This is a genomic window from Flavobacterium luteum (genome assembly GCF_008806775.1).
Lineage (GTDB): Bacteria > Bacteroidota > Bacteroidia > Flavobacteriales > Flavobacteriaceae > Flavobacterium > Flavobacterium luteum.
On sequence record NZ_WAEM01000001.1, the window covers coordinates 122,025 to 147,756 of the forward strand.

A 25,732-nucleotide genomic window follows, 5' to 3' on the forward strand; every position below is an offset into this window, starting at 1 on the left:
AGACAGCACTAATTTATTTCATTCGTATTTTATCAAAAAAAGGGGTTTCTCTTTTTTCAACACATTTACATGCATATAGGTACATTGATGCACTCCATGTTTGCCAATTTTGACCTTTAGGATCACCATTTTGAGCTTTTATCCATTCGTTAAAACCAAATTGCATATTTTCTGCATTTATATTTTTAACATTCTTATCATTATTTTTAGTAGCAGATTCTGTTAACAGGTTCGTTTTTTTTATGCATTCAGTTAATGCTATTAATTTTTTTTCGGCTAATGTAAATCTTTTTGCCGCTACTAATGCTGCAATATAAAAACCACATATAAAAGGCCATATCCCACCATTATGGTATTCGCCAGGGTTATTAAATTCTGAATATCTATCGTGCCAGTCAGGATCATTCGGGTTAGTAAAAGGGAAAAAATTAGGAGGTAAATCTAAAGCTAATATTCCTTTATTTTTCATTGATTCACATTCGGCTTCTATCCAGGAAATCATTTCATTAGCTCTTGTAGGCGATGCAATTCCTGATAAAATAGCAAGGCTATTTCCTAACAAATCAAAACGCTCACTGCTATAAATTTTATAGGACCAAAAGGCATAATAAGGTTTGTTTTTTAATACTAAACCTTCATGTACATGGTCATGTATGACACCTCCTGTAATGGTAAAACGACTCATTTTTTTGTATACTTCGTTGGCTCTTTCAGATTTATTTAATATTTTTAAATAACTATATACTAAAGTATTAACAAACAATCCATAACCGAGCACCCATTGTTCATCCCGCCAATCGCTTGTTGGCTGTTGGGCAACTAAATACATATCAGACGGGCTTTGATATTCCATCCAAACTAGTGCTTTTTGTACGATATCTTTTAAAAAAATAGGATTATTAATTACTTGTCTATAAATTCCAACTGCCAATAAAAACAGAGGAGTTGTATCGCTTGCTCCTCTATCATCAGCATCGTGTACCAAAGATGGAATGTGTCCTCTTTCTGATTGATTTTCCGATAAAGTTTCTAAAACCTTCCCAATACTATTTATTAATTCTTCATTTCCAGAAACGGCAATTCCGAGAATAGAAATCAATAAATCTCTAGTATAAGGTTCAGGATAACCCCAACCCGCAGTTCTTGGAAGCCCGTGAAATGGACCATGCATATTATGCAAAAGCACATCAAGTGCTGCTTTTTTGGCTGCATCTATAAATGAATTTTGTTGAGAATTTATCATTTTAATTTATACCTAATTTATCAGTTATTATATCTAAAAACCTTTGAGCAACAATTCTATAATCAAAATTTTCGACTACTCTTTTTCGACCTGCTTTTCCAGTTTTTTCTCTTAATTCTGCATCGTTCATAAAAGTTAATAATCCAGTGGCTATATCTTGAACATTAGCTCGATAATCTACGGTTCTGGGCTCTTTAAATATTACTTTATAATTATTCTCAAATCCCGATTCATCGCCAAGTATAACTTCATTAACCACTATTTTTTTTTCAACATTGGCTAAAAAAGCAGTTTCTCCATGAACTAATGTGTCTAACATTCCCATTGCTTTAATGCCAATAACCGGTTTTTCACAAGCACCTGCTTCTACTTGAGGCATTCCAAACCCTTCTAGTCTTGACGGCGCAGCATAAATATCACAGGCAGATATGAGATAAGGCATAAAATTGCGAGAAATGGTGTTGGTCGCATAGGTAATATTTTTTTCTATACCCAAAATGGTTGCCATCTGTAGGTCTTCGAGGTTTTGAGATTTTGTTCGTTGTTGTGGCCATACTTTACACACATATTTCCAATCTGGTGCTTTAGTATCAATAATTGCCAAAGCCTGCATGACTTCTTGTGCCCCCTTTGAAGCGGCATCTCCACCAACAGTTAAAATCATTAATTGATCAGGAGAAATGCCTAAAGATTCTCTAACTGCCTTTATTTTAGGGTCATTTTTGTTATATGGTCTGAAAGAATTGGTATCGCAACCCACTGGTAAAACTTCAATTTTATCTCCATTTATACCATCTCTAATATACATTTCTTTTACCCAATGGGAAGTAACTAATATTAAAGGAAGTTCATTTAAAACCTCTTGGTAATTGGCTATGTAACCATCTGCAACCAACCAAGGAACTGGTAATACACCATATCGCTGTGGATGTAATATCAACTGTGGCGTATGTCCCCAATACCCAATACCGACTACTACATCGGGTTGAAACCAGCGATAATACCACTCTTTTTCTTGTGCAGATTCAAAGTGAACCGCATGTGCATTAACACCTAATTCGAGTAAACCCCTGTATAAAAGATCGCCTTGAGTTGCTAATCCGCCCGGTGATGGAGGATAATCATAGAGTACTAATACTTTCATATAATATGATTTTAATGTTATTTATTTAAAAAATCAAGTGCATTATTCGGGTTTTTAAAAATCCAAAAGGCTTCAACTATTGGTGTTGTTTTTGCTTCCCAACTGTTTTTCTTGAAGCCATATATTTTGGTTATTAAATTATATTTTTTAATCCAAGTCTCTTTTTGAAGCTTTTCAAAATAAAAAGCATTTTCAATTGCTTTTGGATAATATTTTTTATTTCCGTCATCATAAGCGAATGCCCAAAGCTGATTTGTAGCAATTTCACCCTTATTCCATAATAAAATTACTGCTTTACCTATTTCCTCATGTCTTAAATGTTTGGTGTATTCTCCAAATGGACTATGGGTCATTACTAAATCAAAATGCTTTTTAGGCAATAATTCTAATATTTTTTGCTCCACTTCAAAAATATTCAAAGGCTTCTGCTCGGGTTCATCATCAAGATTGCCCATAACGCCTTGAGCATTTATAATTTTCAGAACCCTATAAAACTTAAGCGAACGGTCTTCATCATTTTTTCTACAAAGGCTAATAATAAAACATTCCCATTGTGGATTATTTAGTAAAGTTCCTCCTGCCCAAAGAATTTCATCGTCAGGATGAGCAACTATTATGGCTACTGTTTTATGGGCTTTACTTTCCATTTCCAAAATTGTTTTCGACAATTTGAATAGTTAAGTTATTAAAGCAAAAAAAGGATAAAAAAGTACGTTAATATAATCAGGTTTTATTTTTCTAAACGGTGTACTAATTGTATTTTTTAGAGTCTTTCCTGAATTTGGATTAATCATACAATGTCTTAAACCAAAAATCACTAAATATTACCATAAATATACTGATTTTCAACATTTAAAACAATTTTTTTTAACTATAATTAAATAGAGTTTAGCTTTATTTGTATAGTGATTTATGTTCATAAAGAGAATATAAATATTTAGAAAGGTTTTTAATAAAACTTGTAAATAGAAGCTTTAAAACACACTTATTATTTAATCAAATTTATATATGTTTCTAGTGATACTAATCGTATTCGTTTAAATTAGAATTATTTTCCTTTGTTTAAAGATAGTACCATTAATTCATACAAATCTTTATTAATTTATTATTCTGGGAGATAATGATAATGATTTTGAATAAATTGATATTAAGAAAAAACTTGAAATAGAATAGATTTTATAAAAAGTAGTGAATGTTAGAGAAACTAATCCCTCAACATAATTGCTAGTTAAGCCAATTCTTTTAGTTGGGGGAAACTAAAGCTAAAAGAACTTCCTTTATTGGCTTGGCTTTCAAAATAAATTTTGCCATCCAGTAATTCAACATATTTTTTCACAATGCTGAGTCCTAGTCCGGTTCCTTTAATGTTACCTGTATTACTGGCTCTAAAAAAATCAGAAAACAATTTTTGTTGTTCTTCAATAGGTATTCCAATTCCCTGATCTTTTATGGTAATGGTTACAGTGTTTGAAATTATAATAGAATGAATTTCAATTGGCATATTATTTCCAGAGTATTTACTGGCATTTGAAATTAGATTTATTAAAATATTTTTTAATATTTTACGTGATTGCAAAACAATTACTTCACCTTGATGATTGTACTCAATATGCTGTTTTTTTAATACAATTACACTATCCAATTCTTGAGCAATTTCTTCTATAAATTCAGGCAAATTAAAACTTGCTACCTCACCATTTACTATTCCTTTTCTCAATTTTTCTAGTGATAGAAAATCATTCAAAAGACTAACTAAATGGTTTACAGTAGAGGTAATTCTATCAATATGTTTAACCCTAAGTTCTTGTTGATCATAATCCTCATACTTTTTGATTAATGATGCACTTGTTAGAATTGTGGTTAATGGAGTACGGAATTCGTGAGAGGCCATGCTAACAAAGTTTGACTTCATATCATTCGATTCTTTTTCCCGAATAAGAGATTGTGTGAGCTCTAAAGTGCGTAAGACTACTTTTTCTTCAAGCTCTTCTTGAAATTTGATATCGTTTGTTACATCTAAAATAGAAATATGGGCAATACCATTATTTTTATTAAGTTTATTAGCAAATTTGGCCCAAAATAGGGAGCCATCAAGCCTTTTCATTTCTATGATTTTTGATGCTTCTCCTTTTTCAACTAAAATCACAATATTAGTTTCTTGGTCTTTAACATTAACATAATGCAAAATTGGATTAAAATTTTTCAGGAAATCTTCTCTACTTTGGTAACCAAAAAGCGCAACACCTTTATCGTTCACCTCAGTGATTCTGGAGGTTTCAATATCAGTTGTGAAGGTGGCCACAAGAGTATTAGAAAAAATATTTTTGTATTTTTCCTCACTAATTTTAAGAGTAGTATAAATTTTTTCCTGTGCTGTAATATCCACTAGCACTGTTTGTACAGCATCTTTTTGAGTATTTAATTTAGAAAATAATTTTGCCCAGAAAAGAGTTCCATCCTTTTTTTTCAAGGCAACTTTGTCTAAATTTGCCTCACCAGTACTTAAAATTGCTTTTTCCAACTTTTCAAGGTCTTCAATGTTTTCAAAGTGTTTTTCTGGTTCATAATTTTTTTGAAAATCTTTTTCGGATTTATATCCAAAAAGAGAAATTCCAATTTCATTTACAACTATTGTTTTTCTTGTTTTAGGATTGTTGATAAACATGGCTACAAGTGAATTTTCAAATAAATCACGGTATTTTCCTTCACTATTTACGAGATCTTCACCAATTTCTTTTTGATGGGTAATATCCGAACGTAATGCTAGGTATTTAACTGGTTTTCTTTTTTCATTTAGGAATGGAATAATAGTAGTTCGTACCCAATAAAAAGAACCGTCCTTAGCTTTGTTTTTTATTTCACCTTTCCAAATACCTCCTTTTGAAATAGTTTTCCATAGTAAACGAATAAATTCTTTAGAGTGAAATCCAGAGTTTACAATCCTATGATCTTGTCCTATAAGTTCTTCTCTACTGTATTTTGATATTTTGCAGAAATTATCATTAACGTGCAAAATTATCCCTTTTTGGTCTGTTATTGCTACAATATCTGCAGCATCTATGGCGTATTTGTAATCTAAAATTTCGGTTAGGACTTTTTGATTGAAACCATTATTGAGTTCTAAAACTTCATCTAATTCTTGAATTTCTTCTTTTCGTATTTTTAGAGCGGTTTCTAGTAAAAACAATCGATTAAGTAATGTATTAGTAGTTTTATCTTGTGATGGATAATTTTTTTTGAAAGCCACAAGTTCAGTAACATCCTCTATCTCTAATAAAATGTAAATTATTTCATTTTTATTGTCAATGATTGGTTTTGTAGACATTCGCCAATATTTCTCTTCTTGAATACCATTAGGTCTTAAAATATCATATCGGAAAAATGGTACAGAATCAATTTCTGTTAGAAGAATTGTAGTTAATGAATTAGTGCTTGTTTCTTTTTTAAAACCAATTTTCGGATGGTCAGGAAAAATTTCAGAGATATGTTTTCCAATTAAGTTTTTGGCTTCAGTATTTGTTGATTTTTGATAAGCTAGATTTAAAGTAATGATAGTTAAATCATTAGAAAGAACAAGCGAAGGTTTTTGAATGGCTTCAAATACAATTTTATAATCGATTTCATTTTTTGAGAGGCTCATATAAAGTGAAAATTCATATTTGTTATATCAAATGTACCATAAATTAGATAATCTTTTTATGAAATCAGAATTGATTTTTTAGTTTTTTATTATGCATCATTCAAAACAAAATAATACAATTTCATTTTACTAGGCTACTAAAAAAATAAGGCTTGATGCAATTTTAAATAAAATCCATACAAGCTCTTACATAAATAGTTCATTAGAATGACAAGATCCTAAACAATGTTTATACTTTTCCGGGGCAAAAAGGGTTCTGTATTATAAATCGTTTGATTATAAGTAGTTACTTGTTGTTGATTTCTTTTTTCTAAATATAGCATAACATCTTCATCAGAAATAGCTTCAAATTTTTTGTAGAATTCATCTACAGTAGAGAGAAACGGAGGTATTATTAGAACAATTAACTCAGCCACTTCTTCTTTTAAAAGTGCTATTGCTGCATACGAGGCAATTGGAACGGCCACAACAATTTCTTTAGGTTTACTTTTTTGAATTAATCGTATGGCATAAAGTAAAGTATTTCCGTTAACCATTCCATCATCTACAATGAGGACAGTTTTTTTATTTAAACCTTGTATTTTTATTTTGTGTTGATATTTCAACTTCATTTGTTGCAATCGTTGTTGTATTAGCCGTACTTCATTTGTAATATAGCTTTTTGAAACGCCCCTTGGTTTCGTTATTACATAATCAGAAAGTCCAACTACGCCAATGGAATGTTCTTTATGATTTGGGTGTCCTATTTTTTGAGAAAACACTAAGCTAAGAGGCAAATCAAGCTCCTTTGCTATGCAATATCCTATTGGAACTCCTCCAGAGGGCAAAGCTACTACAACTGTATTTTCAGATTTATATTTTAGAAGTTTTTTGGCTAACAAAATCCCTGCTTGAATTCGATTTTTTAACATAATAGTATATTTTAATTATTTTAGAAAGAATATTTAAGTATTACACCGCTTTTTGAATAGGCAAATAGTTTTTGAACCAATTTGTTGATAATTCAGACACCTTTTCCATTGCACCAAGTTCTTTAAAGGAATTATAGGCACCAGGCACTACTTCTAGCTTTTTATCGCAATTTAGCTCTTGAAAGGTAACCTGATTTAATTGAAGTGTATTCTCGTTTAAAGCTCCAACAATTAGTAATATAGGAACATTTACTTTTGCCAAATCGTTTCCTACAAGATCAAGACGTCCCCCTTTAGCGACAATTCCAAAAATTTCGGGGTGCTTTATAGATGCTTTTATAGCTGAAGCTGCTCCGATACTAACACCAAAATAGCCAATAGGAATATGCTTAGTAGTAGATAATGCCTCTAAATATTCGGTTACTTCAATGAGTCTTTTTGTTAATAAATCAATATCCATGCGTTTTTTTGTATCTTCCTCTGGTGTCAATAAATCAAATAATAATGTGCCAAAATTTCTTTTTTGTAAATAATTTGCCACTTGTCGGTTGCGAACACTGAACCGATTATTTCCGCAATTTTGAGAAAAGACAATTAATGCTTTTGCTCTAGGTGGTATGTATAATTCTCCAACTAGGCGCACGTGATCAATAGGTAAACTTATCTCAGTATAATTAGTTACATCCATGATTTCTATAATAAAAGATTAAGTAGTAATTGCTATAGGGTTTCTAGCTTTTCGATTAATTTCACGAATAGCAAGATGAAAAAGACGTTCGTCTATGTTTTTTTCAGATATTTTAGCTTCATTTAAAAATTTAGCATCTTTAGGAAATTCGAGTGCAACAGCCCAGGCAGCAACAGAGTTATAAGCATGAAATTTATAACTACTAATTGCCTGAATGGCTTCTAATAGACTAGAATCTAGAATAGTACTGCTACATCGTTTCAGCTTCTCATTGGTTTCTTCAATATAGGCTTGCATAACTCGATCAATAACACAATGATTTCTATTTTCTTTATGAGAATCGCATAGTGATTTCAATCGATCTAAATGAACATTAATTTGATAGTAATAATTTTGCAACATATTTTTCAGTGGCAAGTTTTGCGTTTCATCAATCCACTTAGGCATAGCATTTTTAAGCAAAGTTTCACTTGCTATTAATCTATAAATTTCGTCATGAAATAATTGTTGTAATGAATTTGTTGCTTTTGTTTCCATATTTTGAACTGTTAAACATTTAGAATTTTAAAGATAGTAATACGATTTTTGATAAAAAGTGATTTATATCAATTTGAGAATTGATAGGAATCAATATTAGATTTTAAAAAAAAATAAATTTTGAAGTTTATTCTATTCTTAATTTTCTTTGCTTGAAACCATGATTTAAATTAACAATATATAATTCTGTATTTATTGGATCTATTTACATATTAAACTCAACTTCAATTTTTGTTTAATTTGGTATTTAGACTCTGTATTTCTTTTGTGAATTTCTTTTCAAATTCATAAGTTTTCTGAACTGTATTGGCATCCAAATTCTTAATTTCTTCTATAAACTGTTCATTTCGAATTTGTAGTTTTTGTTTTATAATTTTCAAATCGGCAGATAAATGATGATAAAATAAAGTGTCATTTTTTTGAAGCCTTTTATCAAGAATTTTAATTTTTTTTTCGGCTTGTACAATTAAAGTATCAGCTTCTTTTTTAAATTGAATCCACTCCCAAATTGTTGCAGTATGTGCTTTAAAATAAAACTCTTTTTGTTCAGATTCCGAAGGTTTCGTATCAGCTGCCATAAAATTATCGTAGGATAATACTAAAGAAAATGCGAGTATAAAAATTAATCGAAAGTAGTCAGATTTCCAATTCATAATAAAATATTTAAAATTTGAGAAAGTAATAATGATTAATTAAAAGTTAAAAAGCGAGAGTACAACTCTCGCTTTTTTTATATAGCATATTCATAGTCATATTCTACAACTATATTGTTTTCTACTGACCAAACTCCAGGTGTTTTCCATGCAATTTTCCCAGCTTCTTCTTTTTGATACATTGATTTTACTTTTCCGGAAAGAATTACTTTTGTGCCAGAAACCTCTACATGAATGTTATTAGCATTAATGGATGAATGGCGATGAAGAGCTTTTTCAATCAATTTTTTTTCCAATTCATTTTTAAGAACTGATTTTACTTTGATGTTGTTGATAACTCCTCTAACTCCTGGAATATTATCAATTGAATTTTTAGCTGCTTCTTTTTCATAATTCCAAGAAACTTCTCCTGTTAGAGTAACCCAAGAATCTTCAACTTCAACTTTTATTTTTTCATCTGGTACATTCCAGTTATTTAGCAATGCTTTCAGCACATTATTTGCTATTTCCTCATCGGTTTTAACTCCCGAGTTGGGGTAGGTAACTTCAATTTTTTCTACGATAGCTCTAACACCAGCAACATTTTTTGCTGCTTTTTCGGCAGCTATCTTTTTGCCATAATTGTTTACAGTTCCACTCAAAGACACGATACCATCTTTTGCGGTTACACCAATTTCGGCAGCATGTAATTGTGGTTCCCATTTAAGAGCATCTAATACATCTTTTTGTAATTGTTCATTTGTTTTCATTTTTTAAATAATTTAAATTAAAGAATTAATTAATATGATTTTAGTAATAAAATCATGAACGAAATTAAAATAATTGTACTAAAATAATTTTGCTATAAATCAACTAAAACAATGATTTAAAACACATATCAAAATGGATATAAATTATTTAATCAAAGTATAACAATGAAATTTTATTTATATAAGTAGATAAGAATTGGTTTTTTTTTACTAAATTTGATATATAAAATGCTAATTTTAAGTCTAAGTTTACGCTTTTAAATTTACTTTATACTATTGAAGTATTTCAATAATAGTAAGAAGTAGTATGCATTTTTTTACCCCAAATTTTGTTTTTTATTATAAATTGATCTAGATGTTCTGATTTTTTAACGAATCAAATTCATATCATGAGTATCATACTAATCATTGAGGACAATTTTGAAATTAGAGAAAACATTTCAGAAATTTTACAGCTTGCGAAATATCAGGTTATTGTTGCTGAGAATGGAAAAGAAGGAGCAGAATTAGCCTTAAAACATCTGCCAGACGTCATTCTTTGGGATATTATGATGGATCTATTAGATGGGTATGGTGTTTTATATATGCTAAAAAAACATATTGAAACAAGTACTATTCCGTTTATTTTTATTACTGCTAAAACACAAATGCAAGATTTGCGAAAAGGAATGGAAATGGGAGCCGATGACTACCTCATTAAACCTTTTAATAATATTGAATTATTGAGTGCCATTGAAACTCGGCTTAAAAAAAGAGAAATTCAAAAAGAATATTATAGTAAATCAATGCAAAATATTAATCAATTGGTTTTAAATAAGGAAGGCCTTGAAGAGTTTAAAGAAATTATTGAGCAAAAAAAATACCGAATTTTTAAAAAGAGACAGGTTGTTCATTATGAGGGTGACAAGGTTACTGGAATTTATTTAATAATAGATGGTAAAGTTAAAGTGTCTAAAATTGCAGAAGATGGTCGTGAACTAATTGTAGGGATTTTCAATACGGATGAATTTATTGGTACAAATGTAATCCTTTCCCAAAAAGTATATCCTGATACGGCCATGGCATTAGAAGACTGTACCCTTTGTTTTTTTTCAATTCAACAATTGGAAAAATTAATTTATTTATACCCCAATCTTGCAGGTAAATTTATTAAAATACTTTCTAATGAAATCTGTGAAAAAGAAGAACAACTACTACAATTGGCTTATCATTCTGTTCGTAAAAGAATTGCCGAAGTATTATTAAGATATTCTCGACAAAATTGTCCCAACGGCGAATATATTACGTTAGGTCGTACAGAATTAGCCTCATTGTCAGGAACAGCAACTGAAACTGTTAGTCGAACATTAACAGAATTTGAAAATGAGGGGATGATTACTAAAGTTCGAAATGGATTATCTCTTGTTGATATTCCGAAATTAAGCAAACTAAGAAATTAGCAAATTTTTTTATCTTATTTTTAGTCAGTAATGAAATTTAAACTGATTAATATCATAAAGACAAATGATTGCTATCAAAAGTATTAATTATATTATATTCTAATTTTGGTGTATAATTAATGTTTAACTTAAAAATCAAATCAAATGTCATTAGTAATTCCAAAAAGAAGAAGTGAAAGATTGTTTCCTAGTTTAATAGGGGACTTTTTCAACAATGATCGATTATTATTAGATTTCAACGGAGACTTGTTTAATTCAAATTTTTTAGAGGTAGTTCCAGAAGCTAATATTATTGAAAACAATAAAGAGTACCAAATTGAATTAGCAGCTCCAGGTTTAGAACGTAAAGATTTTAAAGTTGAGGTTAACAATGATGTGCTAAGTATTAGTGCAGAAAAAGAAGAAGAAAGTAAAAAAGAGGATAAAAACTATCGAACTAGAGAGTTTTCATATAATTCTTTTTACCGTTCTTTTGCTTTGCCCCAAAATTTAGTTACAGATAAAATTGATGCCAAATATGAAAATGGGATTTTAAAACTGGTATTACCTAAAATGGAAGTATCAGTACAGAAACCTTTAAAAAAGATTAAAGTAGCATAATTTTGTCAAGAAGAATCCCGAGGTAATTCTCGGGATTCTTGTTTTAATCCTATAAAAATAAATTAATTAGATAATTTTTAATTATTAAATTATTTGTTATCAGATGCATCTTCAACCTTAACTTGTTGAAAAAAAATTAATTCTGATTTGATCGAATTAGAAATAATACAAGATTTTTCAGTAATTTCTAATACTTTTATTCCTTTTAAAAAATCACCTTTATTTGCTATCGTTAATATCGGACTTACAGTAATTTTAGTCACCATCAATTTGTCTTCTTTTTTTTCTATAATTCCGATAGCATTACACTTGAAATGGATAAACTTTAATCTGGATTTTTCGGCTAAAGCTAAAAAAGTAGTCATGACACAGCTAGAGACAGCAGCAACAAACAAATGCTCTGGAGACCAAACACCTATAATTCCTTTTGCAAATTCTGGGGGTGTAGCAACTTCAATTGTTGCATCTAAAACATCTGATTGCAAAAGCCCTTTTCGGCTTTCCAGCCAAGTTAACTGGACTTGATAAGTATAAGGATTTCTCATAAATAATTGATTATTAATAATAAAAATTGATAACTCAAAGTTTTGGAACGTTTTAATAAAGAATAAAAAATGTATTTAATTTTTTATCTAGACTTAATGCCAACTTTAAAATAGTTACAGTCGCATTCTGATCTTTCATCTTAAGATAAAACATTTCTGAATTGGAGATTCACAATCAGATAAAATACAATTATTATATTCTGTTTAATGTAGCTCAAAATTGAATCTGTCAAAAAGATTCTGTAATAAAATCCTAGAAAAAAACTTTTTTAAATGAATCTAAATCATAAAAAATCCTGCTATAATTGCTCTTTTTTATTGATTTTATAATATTAAATACGTTTTATAGTTTTGCTTTAGATGTGTTTGAAATTGAATATCTGAAAAAAACAGCTGAATGAATCATACACATAGGGAAGGATACAATCCAAAAAATTAGAGCCAAGTAAAAAATGGAATAAAAAAAGGATAGAATCAAAAAAGGCAATAGGATTCCATTCCAGACCAAAGATCTATAGAGCCATTTGTGTTTCTTAAAGGCAAAAGCAACAAAAAATGTTGACAAACTTGTAAAACAATATCCTAACATGTTTATTTTTAAAACAAGAGTATTTTGGTCTAACAAGAATATTTTTTCAAAAAAAGTTTTTGATAGTTTCAAGAAATAAGTTTGCGCAAATTGATTAAAGTATATTATTGCAATACTGCTACAATATACAATTGAAAAAACTACTCCCAAGGCTGTCCAAATTTTAAATTCTCGAGATATTGCATAATGTAAACAAATCATTGTGGTTAAAAAGGTTATTGCCATAAATAATGTTGGTAATAACAATATTTCAAGATTTTTTGAATTGGGAATTAATTTTATTTCAGAAAGAACCTGAGGAAGCATGTGAGTAAATCCTAACAATGCTGACAATAATGCTGACCAAAATCCTATCTTATTAAGCGAGTAATTCATATCCATTGAAATAGAATTGGAGATTATAAAAATAAAACACACTTTCCAATTTAATTATGGTACCTGTATCTTATTTTGGTTCTGTTTTCGTTTTTTTACGAATGCATTGTTTTTTGATTTTTAGAAACTTGTTTTGTCTCTGTTTCTTTTCTTTCATATAGTCCTAAAATAGGAATATTGGAATGAAATGTCAATTTTCGGGATAAACTATAGGAAAATATTTTTTCAAAAAATCCTAAGTGATGAATAGGCATAGTCACTAAATTTGTTTTATGAAGCTTCATAAATTCATTAATAGTACCTTCATAATCATTGCTTGTTAAAGTAAAAAAACTTACTTCACTTTTTGGAAATGATTTTTCCCATTCAGAATAAATTGTTTTATGAGTATTGTCAAAAGAAGTGGAGACCTGTAAAACATCCAAATGTGCCTCAAAAACTTTGGCAAGTTTAAAAATTATTTTTAAAATAGGGAAGTGCGATTTTTCATATTTAGTAAGAAATAAAATTCTTTTTATTGGTTGGTATTCACAATTGGAAGGGACTGCAAAAACAGGAATTTTAGCATTATTCATGATGCTTTGAGTTACAGTTCCTAAAAATATTTCTTTGAGACCAGTAGCTCCTTTTGTACCCATTACAATATAATCTGCGCGTTCTTTTTTAACAAGATCCAGTATAGAATCTTGAACATTGCCTTGTTTTAAAACATGACTGATTTTGATATGTTCAAGTTGTTCATTCTCGGCAATAGCTCTCAATTTAGGAACTTCGTCTTTGTAATTTTCAAATTCAGTCCATTCATTGACATTATAATTGTCTATGAGAAAATTTCCATATTCAGAATAAACAATTGCAGGATACTCATATACATGCAATGTTACAATTTCAGCATTAATTTTTTTTGCAAAATGCAAAGCATATCTGAAAGCATTGAACGATGTTTCAGAAAAATCAATTGGAAATAATATTTTTTTCATGATTATTATGTTTAATTAGTAGAAATAAATTTACTTTTTTTTGAAACTTTAATTCATGACATAAATCAAAGAAAATGATGATGGATATCATTATATATATTATAGAGTTTGGCTAAAACGCCAATTATTTTGGAATATAATTACATATAAGACCATTATTCTTTTAAAAGGCTATAATATTTGCAGTAGTGAATAAAAGAATTAAATATGCAATTCTAATTGTAAAATTTTTTATTGTCTGTTTTTATTCATAATGCTGTAATTCAATTAATTACAAGTATATCGAATAATTTTTCTTCAAAATATCTTCGATTTAATACTATTTTGTATATTTTCTTATGTAAAATTGCTTCGCCTGTTCGAGCAAAGATTTAGGGTCAAATAAAATAACTGTAATAGAAAGTGAATTAGAACTTAAGAGTCTTATGAGAGAAAACCTATTCACAAAAAAAGCGCATTCAAATGTTGTTTTGTTAATGCTCAAGAAAAGTCAAAAGTCATTGAGTAAAATTGAATTGGCTACTAATTTAAAAGTAAACTATAATATGAATCAAAAATGGTGAAAGGCCTATTTTGAGAACGGAATTGATAGATTACCGTTTGATGGAGGAATTGGCTTTAAACAATCAATAATAAATAGTGAAATACACCAAGCAATTGAACAAAGACTAACTTCTCCAAATGATGCTTTTACATCTTATGTGGATTTAATTAATTAGATTGATGAGAATTACATTCTAGGCTGTATCAATTATTACATAGTAAACAAATATGTGAAAAGGCATTTTGGAGCCAAACTAAAAGTATCTAGAAAAATTCACATAAATAAAGACCCCAATGCAGTACAGACTTTTAAAAAAACTTCCGAATAATTCTTGAAAACGCTTTGAATAATGCTTCTGGGAAATTCACTCATTTCAATCTTTATGGGCAAGACGAGAGCCTCTTTGGATTATTTAGAAGAAACGGTAAAGCCATAATAGCAAAAGGTGTAAAGCCAATTTGTACTTACCAAAACATATTCAAATCTACTTATATCTTTGGGGCATTTCCCCAATCAATTGGGATAGTTTAGTAATAGAATTACCCTATTGCATTGGCGATAATTTTCAAATCTTCTTAAACGAATTGTCAAATAAAAACACCGCAGAATTTAAAGTAATTATTTTATATAATGGTGCTTTTCATAAAAGAAAGTCGCTAATTATTCCTCAAAACATAGACTTATTTTTCTTATGCCTTATTCCCCAGAACTCAATCCAGCTGAATTTGTTTGGCTTAACATGAAAAGGAAAACTACAAACAAAATCTATAAATATTAAAGGAGCTTAAACTTAAATTAGATGAAATAGTTAAAGAATTAATCACTGAGAAGTTCACAAAAAAACCTATGCAGTTTTGACTATTTTTTTTTACTTAAATTATACAATTAAAATATCTAAACGGTATAAGATAAGCATTTAAAAACAGCAAAAAAAAAACACTCTAAAAACGAATTTTTAGAGTGTTTTACTATTGAATTAAAAGTGATTACTATAAGTATTCACCATGTTGAGAAATATCTAATCCTAATTCTTCTTTTTCTTCAGAAACTCTTAGCGGAGTTATTTTATTTACAATAAAGAACAAAGCATAAGAAACTGCGAAGGCAAATATAGAAACAAGAACTAATGCTTTTAATTGAATCAAAAACAAAGTAGCATCACCGTAGATTAAACCTTGATTATCACCTACAATTGCGTTAACAGATTTAGAAGCAAATACACCTGTTAAAAGCATACCTACCATACCACCAACTCCGTGACAAGCAAATACATCTAATGCATCGTCAATTTTACCTTTAGGGAATTTACTGACTACAAGATTACTTACAATACTAGCAATAAAACCAATTGCTAGTGCAGAAGGAATTGTTACAAAACCTGCAGCAGGAGTAATAGCAACTAATCCTACAACAGCTCCGATACAAGCTCCCATTGCAGAAAGTTTGTGACCTAATATTTTATCAAGGAATACCCAGCCCATTGCAGCAGCAGCAGCAGCTACAGTTGTAGTTCCTAAAGCTTGAGCAGCAAGGCTTCCAGCACCTACAGCAGAACCAGCATTGAAACCGAACCAACCGAACCATAATAAACCTGTTCCTAATAATACATATGTAATACGAGCAGGATTTGCTTTTTGTACTTTTCTTTTTCCTAAGAACATTGCTCCAGCAAGAGCAGCCCATCCAGCACTCATGTGTACTACAGTTCCTCCAGCAAAATCTAATACTCCCCATCCGAAGAAAATTCCATCAGGATGCCAAGTCATGTGACATAAAGGAGCGTAAACAAATAATATGAATAAAACCATGAATAACAAATAGGCCCAGAAACGAACGCGCTCAGCAAAAGCACCTGTAATTAATGCAGGTGTAATTATTGCAAATTTAGCTTGAAATAAAGCAAATAAGATAAAAGGAATTGTTGGAGCTAATTCCCAAGCAGTATTAGCACTTACTCCTTGAAAGAACATATTAGTTGATGGGTCACCTATAAAACCACCAATTGATGGTCCAAAGCATAAACCAAATCCTACTACAACCCAAAGTACAGTAACTATAACCATAGCCATAAAGCTTTGAAGAACAGTACTAATTACATTTTTTTTACCAACCATTCCCCCGTAAAAGAATCCAAGTCCAGGAGTCATTAGTAATACAAGACCAGTAGCTACTAACATCCAAGCTGTATCTCCAGTATCTAATTTGAGATCCACAACATGTGCACCTAAAGTTGTACCCTCTGGAAATAAATGAATTGAAAAAATGGATAACACCAAAATCGTGATTAGAATCACACTTAAAATAATTTTTCGCATTGTTTTTAGTTTTAAAGTTTTGTTAAAAATATAAAATGATTTGTAACCCCTTAAAAAAATCGTCAATTAATAGTTATTTTTATGTTTTTTTCAAAATTTACCCCAAAATTTTAAGGGTATGCGATTAATAAAAGTCAAAATTTATAATTTAATAATGTCTTTTTGTGTTAATCAATATTTTTTTACGTTTTAATAACCTTACATAAATTTTTTTTGTTAAAATTACTTTTCTAAAAATTCAAATACTGCAATTCAGAAAAATATAATAAAAAAAGGAGTAAATAACCATATAGTTATTTACTCCTTAAACAATATAATTCTTACTAAAGATTTACTTTAATATATGTTGGCTTAAAATTTTATATACTTCATTAATATTATTACCGCCTTTTCCAAATTGTTTAGTAATAGGCGTACTTTCGCTTCTAAGCCAAATTTTCAATTCAGCATCTAAATCTAAAATTCCAGCGCTTTCTTTAGAGAATTTTTGAATATTGAAATAGGGTATAGACATGTAGTCAACTTTTGAACCAACCAATTGTTTTTCCACAAGAATTAATCGTTTATTGGTAAATATAAACATGTCTTTAATAAGTTTGTACGCTTTCTCAATAATTTCCCCATCAATTAAGATAGGTTCAAATTCTTTTGCTACTGATTCGATATTTACTTCTGAAGCGTTTCCTAAAATGGCATTAAATAGTCCCATAAATATTTTTTTATTTTTTGATTTTCAAAATTAAATTAATTTACTTGTAGTAACTGCTAATATTTTATTAATTTACGTTCAAAATACAGTTTTATGCTTATTAAAGTTTTTGGAAGCGCCGTTTTTGGAGTCGAAGCCACAACAATCACTGTTGAAGTGAATATGGATAAAGGAATTGGATACCATCTTGTAGGGTTGCCTGATAATGCCATTAAAGAAAGTAGTTATCGTATCGCTGCTGCTTTAAAGAATAATGGGTATAATATGCCAGGAAAAAAAATTACCATAAATATGGCTCCAGCCGATTTACGGAAAGAAGGCTCCGCTTATGATTTAACATTGGCAATTGGTATTCTTGTTGCCTCAGCACAAATCAAAGCTGATGAAGTCGATAAGTATATCATTATGGGCGAATTGTCATTAGATGGGAGTTTACAACCTATAAAAGGAGCGTTGCCTATTGCAATAAAAGCGAAAGAGGAAGGTTTTAAAGGTTTTTTTCTCCCAAAACAAAATGTAAAAGAAGCGGCTATTGTAACTGGAGTAGATGTGTATGGTGTCGAAAACGTTCAGGAAGTTATCGATTTTTTTGAAGGAAAGGGAACTTTAGAGCCTACAACTATAGATACTCGCGCTGAGTTTTATAAAACTTTAGATTTCCCAGAACATGATTTTAGCGATGTGAAAGGTCAAGAAAGCATAAAACGGTGCATGGAAATTGCAGCAGCTGGTGGACATAATATTATTTTAATTGGACCACCCGGTGCAGGAAAAACAATGCTTGCCAAACGTTTACCTAGTATTTTACCGCCAATGACACTGAGAGAAGCATTAGAAACTACAAAAATTCACAGTGTTGCTGGAAAATTAAAAGAGGTAGGATTGATGAATCAAAGACCATTTCGAAGCCCGCATCACACCATTTCAAATGTAGCTTTGGTTGGCGGCGGAAGTTACCCTCAACCCGGAGAAATTTCGATGGCACATAATGGTGTTTTGTTTTTAGATGAATTGCCAGAATTCAAAAGAGATGTATTAGAAGTTATGCGACAACCATTAGAAGATCGAGAAGTAACTATTTCTAGAGCTAAGTTTACCGTAACATACCCATCATCATTTATGTTGGTGGCGAGTATGAATCCAAGTCCAAGTGGTTTTTTTAATGATCCTGACGCTCCTCAAACTTCTTCTCCACATGAAATGCAACGGTATTTAAGCAAGATTTCTGGACCACTTTTAGATAGAATAGACATTCATATAGAAGTAACTCCAGTTCCTTTCGAGAAATTATCGGATAATGCAAAAGCTGAAAGCAGTGTTGATATTAGAGCTCGAGTTACAAAAGCGAGAGAAATTCAAACAGCTCGTTTCGAAACCAATGAAACGGTGAATTATAATGCTCAAATGAATACCAAACACATTCGTGAGTTTTGTAAACTCGACGAAACTTCTCTTCAATTACTAAAAACAGCTATGGAGCGATTGAATTTATCAGCTCGTGCTTATGACAGAATTCTAAAAGTTTCCAGAACCATTGCAGATTTAGAAGGATCAGAAGCTGTTGGTGCTTCCCATATTGCAGAAGCCATTCAATACAGAAGTTTGGATAGAGATGGTTGGCTAGGTTAGAATTTGAATAAATTAATCGAATAAAAAAACATATTTCACAATATACTAAACATGAAAATAGTCATTTCTCCTGCAAAATCATTAGATTTTGAAACAACATTACCAACACAAGAATATACAAACTCTCGTTTCATAAAAGAAAGTACATTAATAAACAAAGTCATCAAGCAAAAATCTCCAAAAGAATTGTCTGAACTGATGTCGATTTCAGATAAATTGGGTGAATTGAATTGGCAACGCAATAAAGACTGGAAAACTCCTTTTACACCAGAAAATGCTAGACCTGCCATTTATGCTTTTGCGGGCGACGTATATATAGGTTTGAATGCAACAACAATTCCAACTGAAAAAGTAGCGTTGTTACAAGAAAAACTTCGAATTTTATCCGGATTATATGGTTTGCTAAAACCCTTAGATTTAATACAACCCTATCGTTTAGAAATGGGAACAAAAATTACCATTGGAGAAAATAAAAACTTATATGATTTCTGGAAGAACAAGATAACTGATACTTTAAATAAGGAACTTCACAAAAGCGAATTATTTATCAATTTAGCAAGCAATGAATATTTTTCGGCAATAGATGTCAAGGCATTAAAAGTTCCTGTAATTACTCCTGAATTTCTAGATTATAAAGATGGAAAGTTAAAGATGATAAGCTTCTTTGCAAAGAAGGCGAGAGGACTAATGGTTCGTTATATCATTGACACGAATGCGGAATCAATTGATGATTTGAAAGGTTTTAATTATGAAGGATATCGGTTTGATGATAATTTATCAAAAAATAATAAATTAGTTTTTACCCGTTAAATCTATTGTTGAATTAGTGCATGGCATCAGCTGGATTAATTTTTGATTTCCCTTTTTTTATCAAAAAAACAATAGGAATACAACACAAGAATAAAATCCCTAAGTATAGAAAAATATCCATATACGATAATATGGTGCTTTGTTTTAGAACTGAATAATCTAAAATTTGATAGGCTTTTCCTAAAGATTCATTTGCACTGTATCCCTTAGACATAAATCCTCGTTGCAATAGCGCTACTCTTTGTTGCACTTCTATTCTGGTAGGGTCCAAATGAGCAATTAAATTTACTCTGTGTTCTTGAGAAAAACGAGTGATGCCTGTTGTTATAATTGCAATACCGAAAGAACCGCCTAATTGTCTCATCATTCCTGTAAAAGCGGCACCTTCACCAATATGTTTTCCTTTTAAGGTCGATAAAGATAAAGTAGTGATGGGTACAAAAAGTAATCCTAAGCCAACACCTCTTATAATGAGAGCCCAATACATATTTTCGACCCCTGTTTCTGGTGTAATAACATTATACATCCAAAATGTAAAAAAGAAAAATATTAAAAAACCAATGCCTACTAAATAGCCTTGAGGAACTCCTTTTTGTATCAAATTTCCAACAATTGGCATCAAAAAGGCAGTTGTTATAGATCCAGGTATCAATAACAAACCAGCATCAGTAGCAGACCAACCCAAAATAGATTGCGTATATATTGGAATAATTAAAGTAGATCCGTACAAACCAAACCCAAGAATAAAACACATGACAATTCCTATTCGTAGATTTCCATCTTTAAGGACACTTAAGTTAACAATTGGATGTTTATAGGTTAGTTCTCGCCATATAAATAATAATAATCCAACTATAGTTACGATACTTAAAAATACAATTAAGTCATTGTTAAACCAGTCGTCTTGTTGCCCATGTTCTAAAACAAATTGAAGAGAACCTACAAATGAGGCTAGAAATACAATGCCCAACCAATCAACTTGACTGGCTTTTAATTTTATGCCATACATTGGACTTTTTACAAAAGTTAATGTTAATAAAGTAGCAATAATTCCGATAGGAATATTAATGTAAAAGATATAAGGCCAAGAGAAATGATCTACTAAATAACCACCAAGAGGTGGCCCTAATGTTGGTCCAACTATAACTCCCATACCGTAAATAGCCTGAGCCATTCCTCGTTTCGCAATTGGATAACTTTCAGTGATGATAGTTTGAGCTGTAACGAGTAATGCGCCACCACCTAAACCTTGTATGAAACGAAAGGCAACCAATTCCCAAATATTTGTTGCATTTCCGCATAGAAAAGAAGCAGTTGTAAAAATAATAATAGAAACTGCGAAATAATTTTTTCTGCCAAATTGTTGCGAAAGCCAGCTTGTCATTGGAATAACTATCACATTGGCAATTGCATAGGCTGTAATAACCCAAGCTACATCCGTTAAGGTTGCTCCAAGACTACCTCTCATATTAGTAAGTGCTACGTTTACAATAGTTGTATCAACAATTTCTAGCAAAGCACAAAGTACTGCTGTAATTGTTATAATGACACGTCTAAAACCGTATTCAACTAGGTCATCTTCTCCTACTGTTGCAGTCATTTTAGGATAATTATTTTAAATGTACATCAACATCCACATTCATTCCAGGGCGTAGTAATTTTACTTTTTCAATATCGTTATCTGTATTGAGAGTAATTTTTATTGGTAATCTTTGAATCGTTTTTACAAAATTTCCAGTTGCATTATCTGGCGGAAGCAATGAAAATCGGGCTCCTGTTGCTGGAGAAAAGGAAGTAATTGTTCCTTCAAAAGCAGTATCGGGATAGGCATCTACTTTTACTGAAACTTTTTGCCCAATAACCATTTTATCCAATTGTGTTTCTTTGAAATTGGCAATTACCCAAGCTTCGGCATTATTGATAATATAAAATAAAGACTGTCCAGGTTGAACCAATTGTCCAGGTTGAATACTTACTTTTGAAACTTGTCCGTCTATTGATGCAGTAACAACTGTATACTCTAAATTCAGTTTTGAAGCATCCAACATCGCTTGTGCTCTTTTGATATTGGCTGCAGCCACTTCAGTTTGTTTATTGGACACGTTTGATTTTGCAACGATAACCGATTTTTGATATTTGCTCGCTTTGAACTGATCTTGTATAATTCGCAATTGACTTTCAGCTTCTTGTTTTGCAGCTAAAGCCTGTTCAAATTGTTGTTTAGTGATAGAATGATTTTTATACAAATTATTATATCGTTCAAAATCGCTAGAAGCACGACCCAATCTAATTTTAGCAGTTTCAATATTTCCTCCAATAGATTGTACATTGGCTTCAGAAACAGAAATGTTTGCAGCTGAGCTTTCTATATCCGCTTTTGAAGCAGCAAAACTACTTTCTGAAGCGATTAATGCCGCTTTTGCATCTTCCAACTTTACAAGGTAATCTCTATTGTCAATTGTGAAAAGGGTATCTCCTTTTTTTACAAAGTCATTGTCTTTTATATATACTTTGGTAATATAACCCGTAACTCTTGGAATTATTGGATTCATATTTTTTTCAATTTGTGCATCATCTGTGGTTTCGTGAGAAAGCGAATGAATATATTTATAGATTCCGTAAACCAAGCCTAAAAGAAAAAGAGCAACAAATATTGAAATGAATTTTTTATTAGTTTTTTTATTTTCCATGATATTAAAATAGTTTTTTAAAAATTGAAAGAAGCAGTTAATTGCCCTGAAGCAGAAAGCATCTCATAGTATTTAAGCATAATGTTTGCTCTAGAATAGGCGTAATTTATTTTTGAATTTAACTGTTCTACATCGGCATCAAGTAGGTCAGTTGTGTTTGAAAGTCCATTGTCGTATTTGTCTTTCACAATTCTATAATTCTCTTTTGCTTGATCTATTGCTTGCTCATAAACCAAATTTTGTTTCAAAGCCAAATTATAATTCTCTATCGATTGTTGCACTTGAATTTTAATATTTTCTGATAAAATGGCTTCGGATTGTTGGGTTTCTAAAACTTTATTTTTTGCAATTTTAACGTCCTTCCCATTTTTGAAAATAGAACTCAAATTGTAAGAAACTCCCAACCCAACGTTTATGGCGTTTTGAACTGTAACTACGTTTTGTAAGTTTAAATTTGTATACCCAGTAACCAATGCAACTGATGGAAAATAGTTGCTTTTTGCAATTTTTACATTGCTTTCGCTAGCTTTTTGAAAGCATCGAATTGCTTCTAAATCTTTTCTATTTTTCAACCCTTCGTCTTCATTTTTAATTACATTTATAGGTTCATTATTATCAAATTGATGTTCGTCAATATTGATTTTATAATCGTCATTTAGTTTTAAGAATGTTACTAAATAATAATTGATTACAGCAACATTTTTATAGGCTTCATCTAATGAAAGTTGCACTTTTGATTGTTGCAATTGCGCTTTTAATAAATCATTTCTTGCAATTATTCCGTTTTGGTTGAAATCTTCAAAATCCTTAACCCGTTGCTTGGCACTTTTCAGATTTTCAGTAATCAAATCAACTGCTTTTTGTGCTCGATACAAGTTGGCATAATATTCAATTACTTTCATAGCAATCTCTTCTTTGGTTTGAATCGATTTTGCCTTTTCTGCCTGATACAGATATTGTGAGGCTTTGATGCTATTTTGAATTTTAAATCCTGAAAAAAGGGGTAAATTAACATTGGCTTGACCAAGAATCAACTGATTCACTTTTGGTGGTTCACTAGAATTTCCGTTATTAGAATTGTTGTTTAATTTTAAATTTACTGTGGCATTAGTCAATTTCATATATTGACCAGAAATTTTCACGTCTGGATATTGATTGTTTTTAACTGATTGCACTTCTAATTTCTTTGTTTCAACCTTAGTATTAGCAAGTATGGCTTCGTTGCTTTTGTTTATGGCTATATCAATAGCTTCTTTAAGATTAAGTTTGCTAGAATCTTCTAAATTCTTTTTTTCATTTACTTGCGAAATAGCTGAATATTGTACAACTAAAAAAAATAAAAGCATTATTTTGTTAATTTTCATTTGCTATTAATGATTTTATAGTTTGTTGAATGTGTTTTGTTAAATCGGTTTTTATGTATTGATTGTATTGCTCATCTGTATTCAGGTTTAGGATTTCCATAAAAAAAGGCTTACTGGTTTGAAAGTGAAAATACGTTCCAAGAATAGTTGGAGTAAGTAAAGGAATATTAATGTCTTTTTTGAATATTTTTTGAATTTGGCCTTCCTCAATAATTTTATATAAAGAACTTAAATTACCTCTCTTAATATCTGTAAAAGCTTTCAAATTCATTGCTCGCTTATTAGAGGAAAGTTCAAAGTGCAAAATTTGATAGATATCTTTATTTTGGTCAATTTTTTCAATATATAACTCGATAAACTTATTTATTTTTTCTAAAGGTTTAAGCTTTTCTTTATATAAGTTTTCTAGTTTTAATTTTAAATCTTGTATTCTAAACAAAATTAATCCTTCTAAAAGCTTTTCTTTTGAACCAAAATAGTAAGAAACCATTGCAATATTAATTTTGGCTTCTTTCGAGATATTTCTAATAGAAGTACCGTCAAATCCTTTTTGGGCAAATAACTTTTCAGCCACCAGAAGAATATCAATTTGTTTGTCGTTAAAATTATTCATTCGATTTATTTTAAACTGATGGCAAATTTAAACGTTTGTTTAAATTAAACGTTTGTTTAATATCTTTTTAACATAATATTAATAATTAAAAAAATGTTCAAAATCTAAATTAAACTACAAAAGACTTAGAAAGGCTTTTGTAAAATATTATTATTTGAGTTCTAAATAATATCCCCAACAAATCTCTCAATACTACCTACTCCGTTTTCAGTCAAATTTTTAATAAAAGCACTACCAATAATAGCTCCTTTAGCGTATTGAGTCGCTTGATTAAACGAAGTTTTATCGCTAATTCCAAAACCTATGATTTGAGGATTTTTTAAATTCATATCAGCAATTCGCTTAAAATAGGCTTCTTGCGAAATTCCAAAACCAGATTGCGAACCAGTAACACTCGCCGAAGAAACCATATAAATAAATCCGTTTGATACGCTATCTATAAATTGTATTCTCTCAGCCGAAGTTTGAGGAGTTATTAAAAACACGTTAATTAAGCCATATTTTTCAAAAATGGCTTTATAATCTTCAGCATAAATCCCGACTGGTAAATCAGGAATAATAAGACCGTCAATACCTATTTCAGCACATTTTTTACAAAACGCTTCTATTCCATATTGCAACATAGGATTAAAATAGCCCATAATAATTAATGGAATTTTTACCGTTTCACGAATGGTTGCCAATTGTTCAAAAAGCAATTTTGTAGTCATTCCGTTATATAAAGCTTGAGTAGAGCTTTCTTGAATAGTAGGCCCATCGGCCAAAGGATCACTAAAAGGCAAGCCAATTTCAATCATATCTACACCGTTTTTTTCTAAATCCTGAATGATTTGTACAGTATCATTTATATTAGGGTATCCAGCTGAAAAATAAATAGATAGTAATTTTTTGTCTTCTTGTAATTTTTTATTTATTCGATTCATTATACATGTTTTTTCAGATATAAAATCTGTTTTTAGTTTAAA

At 30.3% G+C, this 25,732-nt stretch carries 23 protein-coding genes and 1 pseudogene; 5 read left to right on the forward strand and 19 right to left on the reverse strand.

The genetic code is table 11. The features are described 5' to 3' along the window. Positions 1-13: 13 nt before the first annotated feature. The 9 genes from F6464_RS00535 to F6464_RS00575 form a co-directional block, all read right to left on the reverse strand. Positions 14-1,243: an amylo-alpha-1,6-glucosidase gene (locus F6464_RS00535; RefSeq protein ID WP_151105796.1), complete on the reverse strand. Its 1,230-nt coding sequence runs from the start codon at positions 1,241-1,243 to the stop codon at positions 14-16. Position 1,244: 1 nt separating this feature from the next. After that, positions 1,245-2,387, reverse strand: a complete 1,143-nt coding sequence (locus F6464_RS00540) for a glycosyltransferase family 4 protein (RefSeq protein WP_151105797.1) — start codon at positions 2,385-2,387, stop codon at positions 1,245-1,247. Between the two features lie 17 nt (positions 2,388-2,404). After that, the gene (locus F6464_RS00545) at positions 2,405-3,034 is read right to left on the reverse strand and encodes a PIG-L family deacetylase (protein ID WP_151105798.1); all 630 of its coding nucleotides are present in this window, start codon (positions 3,032-3,034) and stop codon (positions 2,405-2,407) included. A 581-nt stretch (positions 3,035-3,615) separates the two neighbouring features. Next, the gene (locus F6464_RS00550; protein ID WP_151105799.1) at positions 3,616-6,027 is read right to left on the reverse strand and encodes a PAS domain-containing sensor histidine kinase; all 2,412 of its coding nucleotides are present in this window, start codon (positions 6,025-6,027) and stop codon (positions 3,616-3,618) included. A 218-nt stretch (positions 6,028-6,245) separates the two neighbouring features. Then, entirely contained in the window at positions 6,246-6,938 is a 693-nt protein-coding gene (locus tag F6464_RS00555; protein ID WP_151105800.1) for a phosphoribosyltransferase, read from the reverse strand. Between the two features lie 40 nt (positions 6,939-6,978). Continuing rightward, the gene (locus F6464_RS00560; protein ID WP_151105801.1) at positions 6,979-7,626 is read right to left on the reverse strand and encodes an alpha/beta hydrolase family protein; all 648 of its coding nucleotides are present in this window, start codon (positions 7,624-7,626) and stop codon (positions 6,979-6,981) included. Positions 7,627-7,644: 18 nt separating this feature from the next. Next, positions 7,645-8,163, reverse strand: a complete 519-nt coding sequence (locus F6464_RS00565; protein WP_151105802.1) for a YciE/YciF ferroxidase family protein — start codon at positions 8,161-8,163, stop codon at positions 7,645-7,647. 224 nt (positions 8,164-8,387) lie between these two features. Next, positions 8,388-8,816 (reverse strand): hypothetical protein, encoded by a 429-nt coding sequence (locus tag F6464_RS00570; protein ID WP_151105803.1) that lies wholly within the window; start codon positions 8,814-8,816, stop codon positions 8,388-8,390. A gap of 77 nt (positions 8,817-8,893) precedes the next feature. Then, complete coding sequence (locus F6464_RS00575) at positions 8,894-9,565, reverse strand: BON domain-containing protein (RefSeq protein WP_151105804.1); 672 nt, start codon at positions 9,563-9,565, stop codon at positions 8,894-8,896. 389 nt (positions 9,566-9,954) lie between these two features. On the opposite strand from F6464_RS00575, the gene F6464_RS00580 reads away from it, so the two are divergent. Next, complete coding sequence (locus F6464_RS00580) at positions 9,955-11,004, forward strand: response regulator (RefSeq protein WP_191963301.1); 1,050 nt, start codon at positions 9,955-9,957, stop codon at positions 11,002-11,004. A 144-nt stretch (positions 11,005-11,148) separates the two neighbouring features. Next, positions 11,149-11,604, forward strand: coding sequence for an Hsp20/alpha crystallin family protein (locus F6464_RS00585; protein WP_151105806.1), 456 nt, complete (start codon positions 11,149-11,151; stop codon positions 11,602-11,604). A gap of 89 nt (positions 11,605-11,693) precedes the next feature. On the opposite strand, the gene F6464_RS00590 is transcribed toward F6464_RS00585, so the two are convergent. The 3 genes from F6464_RS00590 to F6464_RS00600 form a co-directional block, all read right to left on the reverse strand. Then, complete coding sequence (locus tag F6464_RS00590; RefSeq protein ID WP_151105807.1) at positions 11,694-12,149, reverse strand: OsmC family protein; 456 nt, start codon at positions 12,147-12,149, stop codon at positions 11,694-11,696. 343 nt (positions 12,150-12,492) lie between these two features. Beyond that, positions 12,493-13,113: a hypothetical protein gene (locus F6464_RS00595; RefSeq protein ID WP_151105808.1), complete on the reverse strand. Its 621-nt coding sequence runs from the start codon at positions 13,111-13,113 to the stop codon at positions 12,493-12,495. Between the two features lie 95 nt (positions 13,114-13,208). Further along, positions 13,209-14,093, reverse strand: a complete 885-nt coding sequence (locus F6464_RS00600; protein ID WP_151105809.1) for a universal stress protein — start codon at positions 14,091-14,093, stop codon at positions 13,209-13,211. 1,208 nt (positions 14,094-15,301) lie between these two features. On the opposite strand from F6464_RS00600, the pseudogene F6464_RS14750 reads away from it, so the two are divergent. Beyond that, positions 15,302-15,415: pseudogene (locus F6464_RS14750) on the forward strand (hypothetical protein); the annotation flags it as partial. A 211-nt stretch (positions 15,416-15,626) separates the two neighbouring features. Here F6464_RS14750 and F6464_RS00610 read toward each other — a convergent pair. Next, positions 15,627-16,952, reverse strand: coding sequence for an ammonium transporter (locus F6464_RS00610; protein ID WP_151105810.1), 1,326 nt, complete (start codon positions 16,950-16,952; stop codon positions 15,627-15,629). A 331-nt stretch (positions 16,953-17,283) separates the two neighbouring features. Then, entirely contained in the window at positions 17,284-17,661 is a 378-nt protein-coding gene (locus F6464_RS00615) for a PH domain-containing protein (protein ID WP_151105811.1), read from the reverse strand. Between the two features lie 93 nt (positions 17,662-17,754). Here F6464_RS00615 and F6464_RS00620 point away from each other — a divergent pair, with 93 nt between their 5' ends. Further along, positions 17,755-19,290 (forward strand): YifB family Mg chelatase-like AAA ATPase, encoded by a 1,536-nt coding sequence (locus F6464_RS00620; RefSeq protein WP_151105812.1) that lies wholly within the window; start codon positions 17,755-17,757, stop codon positions 19,288-19,290. 51 nt (positions 19,291-19,341) lie between these two features. Beyond that, on the forward strand, positions 19,342-20,100 hold the full coding sequence (yaaA, locus tag F6464_RS00625; protein WP_151105813.1) for a peroxide stress protein YaaA: 759 nt from the start codon (positions 19,342-19,344) through the stop codon (positions 20,098-20,100). A gap of 13 nt (positions 20,101-20,113) precedes the next feature. Here the strand turns inward: yaaA and F6464_RS00630 are convergent, their stop codons facing one another. The 5 genes from F6464_RS00630 to trpA form a co-directional block, all read right to left on the reverse strand. Further along, positions 20,114-21,700, reverse strand: a complete 1,587-nt coding sequence (locus F6464_RS00630) for an MDR family MFS transporter (RefSeq protein WP_151105814.1) — start codon at positions 21,698-21,700, stop codon at positions 20,114-20,116. Positions 21,701-21,710: 10 nt separating this feature from the next. Beyond that, positions 21,711-22,790, reverse strand: a complete 1,080-nt coding sequence (locus F6464_RS00635) for an HlyD family secretion protein (protein ID WP_151105815.1) — start codon at positions 22,788-22,790, stop codon at positions 21,711-21,713. Positions 22,791-22,807: 17 nt separating this feature from the next. After that, complete coding sequence (locus F6464_RS00640) at positions 22,808-24,154, reverse strand: TolC family protein (RefSeq protein ID WP_151105816.1); 1,347 nt, start codon at positions 24,152-24,154, stop codon at positions 22,808-22,810. Further along, entirely contained in the window at positions 24,144-24,767 is a 624-nt protein-coding gene (locus F6464_RS00645; RefSeq protein ID WP_151105817.1) for a TetR/AcrR family transcriptional regulator, read from the reverse strand. The genes F6464_RS00640 and F6464_RS00645 overlap by 11 nt, the downstream gene beginning before the upstream one ends. A gap of 161 nt (positions 24,768-24,928) precedes the next feature. Further along, positions 24,929-25,690, reverse strand: coding sequence for a tryptophan synthase subunit alpha (trpA, locus tag F6464_RS00650; RefSeq protein WP_151105818.1), 762 nt, complete (start codon positions 25,688-25,690; stop codon positions 24,929-24,931). Positions 25,691-25,732: the final 42 nt, after the last annotated feature.

What these genes read in the sequence shown, in the direction of transcription:
- F6464_RS00615 (WP_151105811.1), bottom strand. Translation starts at nt 17,661, where the DNA reads ATGGGACTATTTAATGCCATTTTAGGAAACGCTTCAGAAGTAAATATC.
- F6464_RS00585 (WP_151105806.1), top strand. Translation starts at nt 11,149, where the DNA reads ATGTCATTAGTAATTCCAAAAAGAAGAAGTGAAAGATTGTTTCCTAGT.
- F6464_RS00535 (WP_151105796.1), bottom strand. Translation starts at nt 1,243, where the DNA reads ATGATAAATTCTCAACAAAATTCATTTATAGATGCAGCCAAAAAAGCA.
- F6464_RS00540 (WP_151105797.1), bottom strand. Translation starts at nt 2,387, where the DNA reads ATGAAAGTATTAGTACTCTATGATTATCCTCCATCACCGGGCGGATTA.
- F6464_RS00575 (WP_151105804.1), bottom strand. Translation starts at nt 9,565, where the DNA reads ATGAAAACAAATGAACAATTACAAAAAGATGTATTAGATGCTCTTAAA.
- F6464_RS00565 (WP_151105802.1), bottom strand. Translation starts at nt 8,163, where the DNA reads ATGGAAACAAAAGCAACAAATTCATTACAACAATTATTTCATGACGAA.
- F6464_RS00590 (WP_151105807.1), bottom strand. Translation starts at nt 12,149, where the DNA reads ATGAGAAATCCTTATACTTATCAAGTCCAGTTAACTTGGCTGGAAAGC.
- F6464_RS00600 (WP_151105809.1), bottom strand. Translation starts at nt 14,093, where the DNA reads ATGAAAAAAATATTATTTCCAATTGATTTTTCTGAAACATCGTTCAAT.
- F6464_RS00595 (WP_151105808.1), bottom strand. Translation starts at nt 13,113, where the DNA reads ATGAATTACTCGCTTAATAAGATAGGATTTTGGTCAGCATTATTGTCA.
- yaaA (WP_151105813.1), top strand. Translation starts at nt 19,342, where the DNA reads ATGAAAATAGTCATTTCTCCTGCAAAATCATTAGATTTTGAAACAACA.
- F6464_RS00570 (WP_151105803.1), bottom strand. Translation starts at nt 8,816, where the DNA reads ATGAATTGGAAATCTGACTACTTTCGATTAATTTTTATACTCGCATTT.
- F6464_RS00550 (WP_151105799.1), bottom strand. Translation starts at nt 6,027, where the DNA reads ATGAGCCTCTCAAAAAATGAAATCGATTATAAAATTGTATTTGAAGCC.
- F6464_RS00555 (WP_151105800.1), bottom strand. Translation starts at nt 6,938, where the DNA reads ATGTTAAAAAATCGAATTCAAGCAGGGATTTTGTTAGCCAAAAAACTT.
- F6464_RS00620 (WP_151105812.1), top strand. Translation starts at nt 17,755, where the DNA reads ATGCTTATTAAAGTTTTTGGAAGCGCCGTTTTTGGAGTCGAAGCCACA.
- F6464_RS00640 (WP_151105816.1), bottom strand. Translation starts at nt 24,154, where the DNA reads ATGAAAATTAACAAAATAATGCTTTTATTTTTTTTAGTTGTACAATAT.
- trpA (WP_151105818.1), bottom strand. Translation starts at nt 25,690, where the DNA reads ATGAATCGAATAAATAAAAAATTACAAGAAGACAAAAAATTACTATCT.
- F6464_RS00580 (WP_191963301.1), top strand. Translation starts at nt 9,955, where the DNA reads ATGAGTATCATACTAATCATTGAGGACAATTTTGAAATTAGAGAAAAC.
- F6464_RS00560 (WP_151105801.1), bottom strand. Translation starts at nt 7,626, where the DNA reads ATGGATGTAACTAATTATACTGAGATAAGTTTACCTATTGATCACGTG.
- F6464_RS00635 (WP_151105815.1), bottom strand. Translation starts at nt 22,790, where the DNA reads ATGGAAAATAAAAAAACTAATAAAAAATTCATTTCAATATTTGTTGCT.
- F6464_RS00610 (WP_151105810.1), bottom strand. Translation starts at nt 16,952, where the DNA reads ATGCGAAAAATTATTTTAAGTGTGATTCTAATCACGATTTTGGTGTTA.
- F6464_RS00545 (WP_151105798.1), bottom strand. Translation starts at nt 3,034, where the DNA reads ATGGAAAGTAAAGCCCATAAAACAGTAGCCATAATAGTTGCTCATCCT.
- F6464_RS00645 (WP_151105817.1), bottom strand. Translation starts at nt 24,767, where the DNA reads ATGAATAATTTTAACGACAAACAAATTGATATTCTTCTGGTGGCTGAA.
- F6464_RS00630 (WP_151105814.1), bottom strand. Translation starts at nt 21,700, where the DNA reads ATGACTGCAACAGTAGGAGAAGATGACCTAGTTGAATACGGTTTTAGA.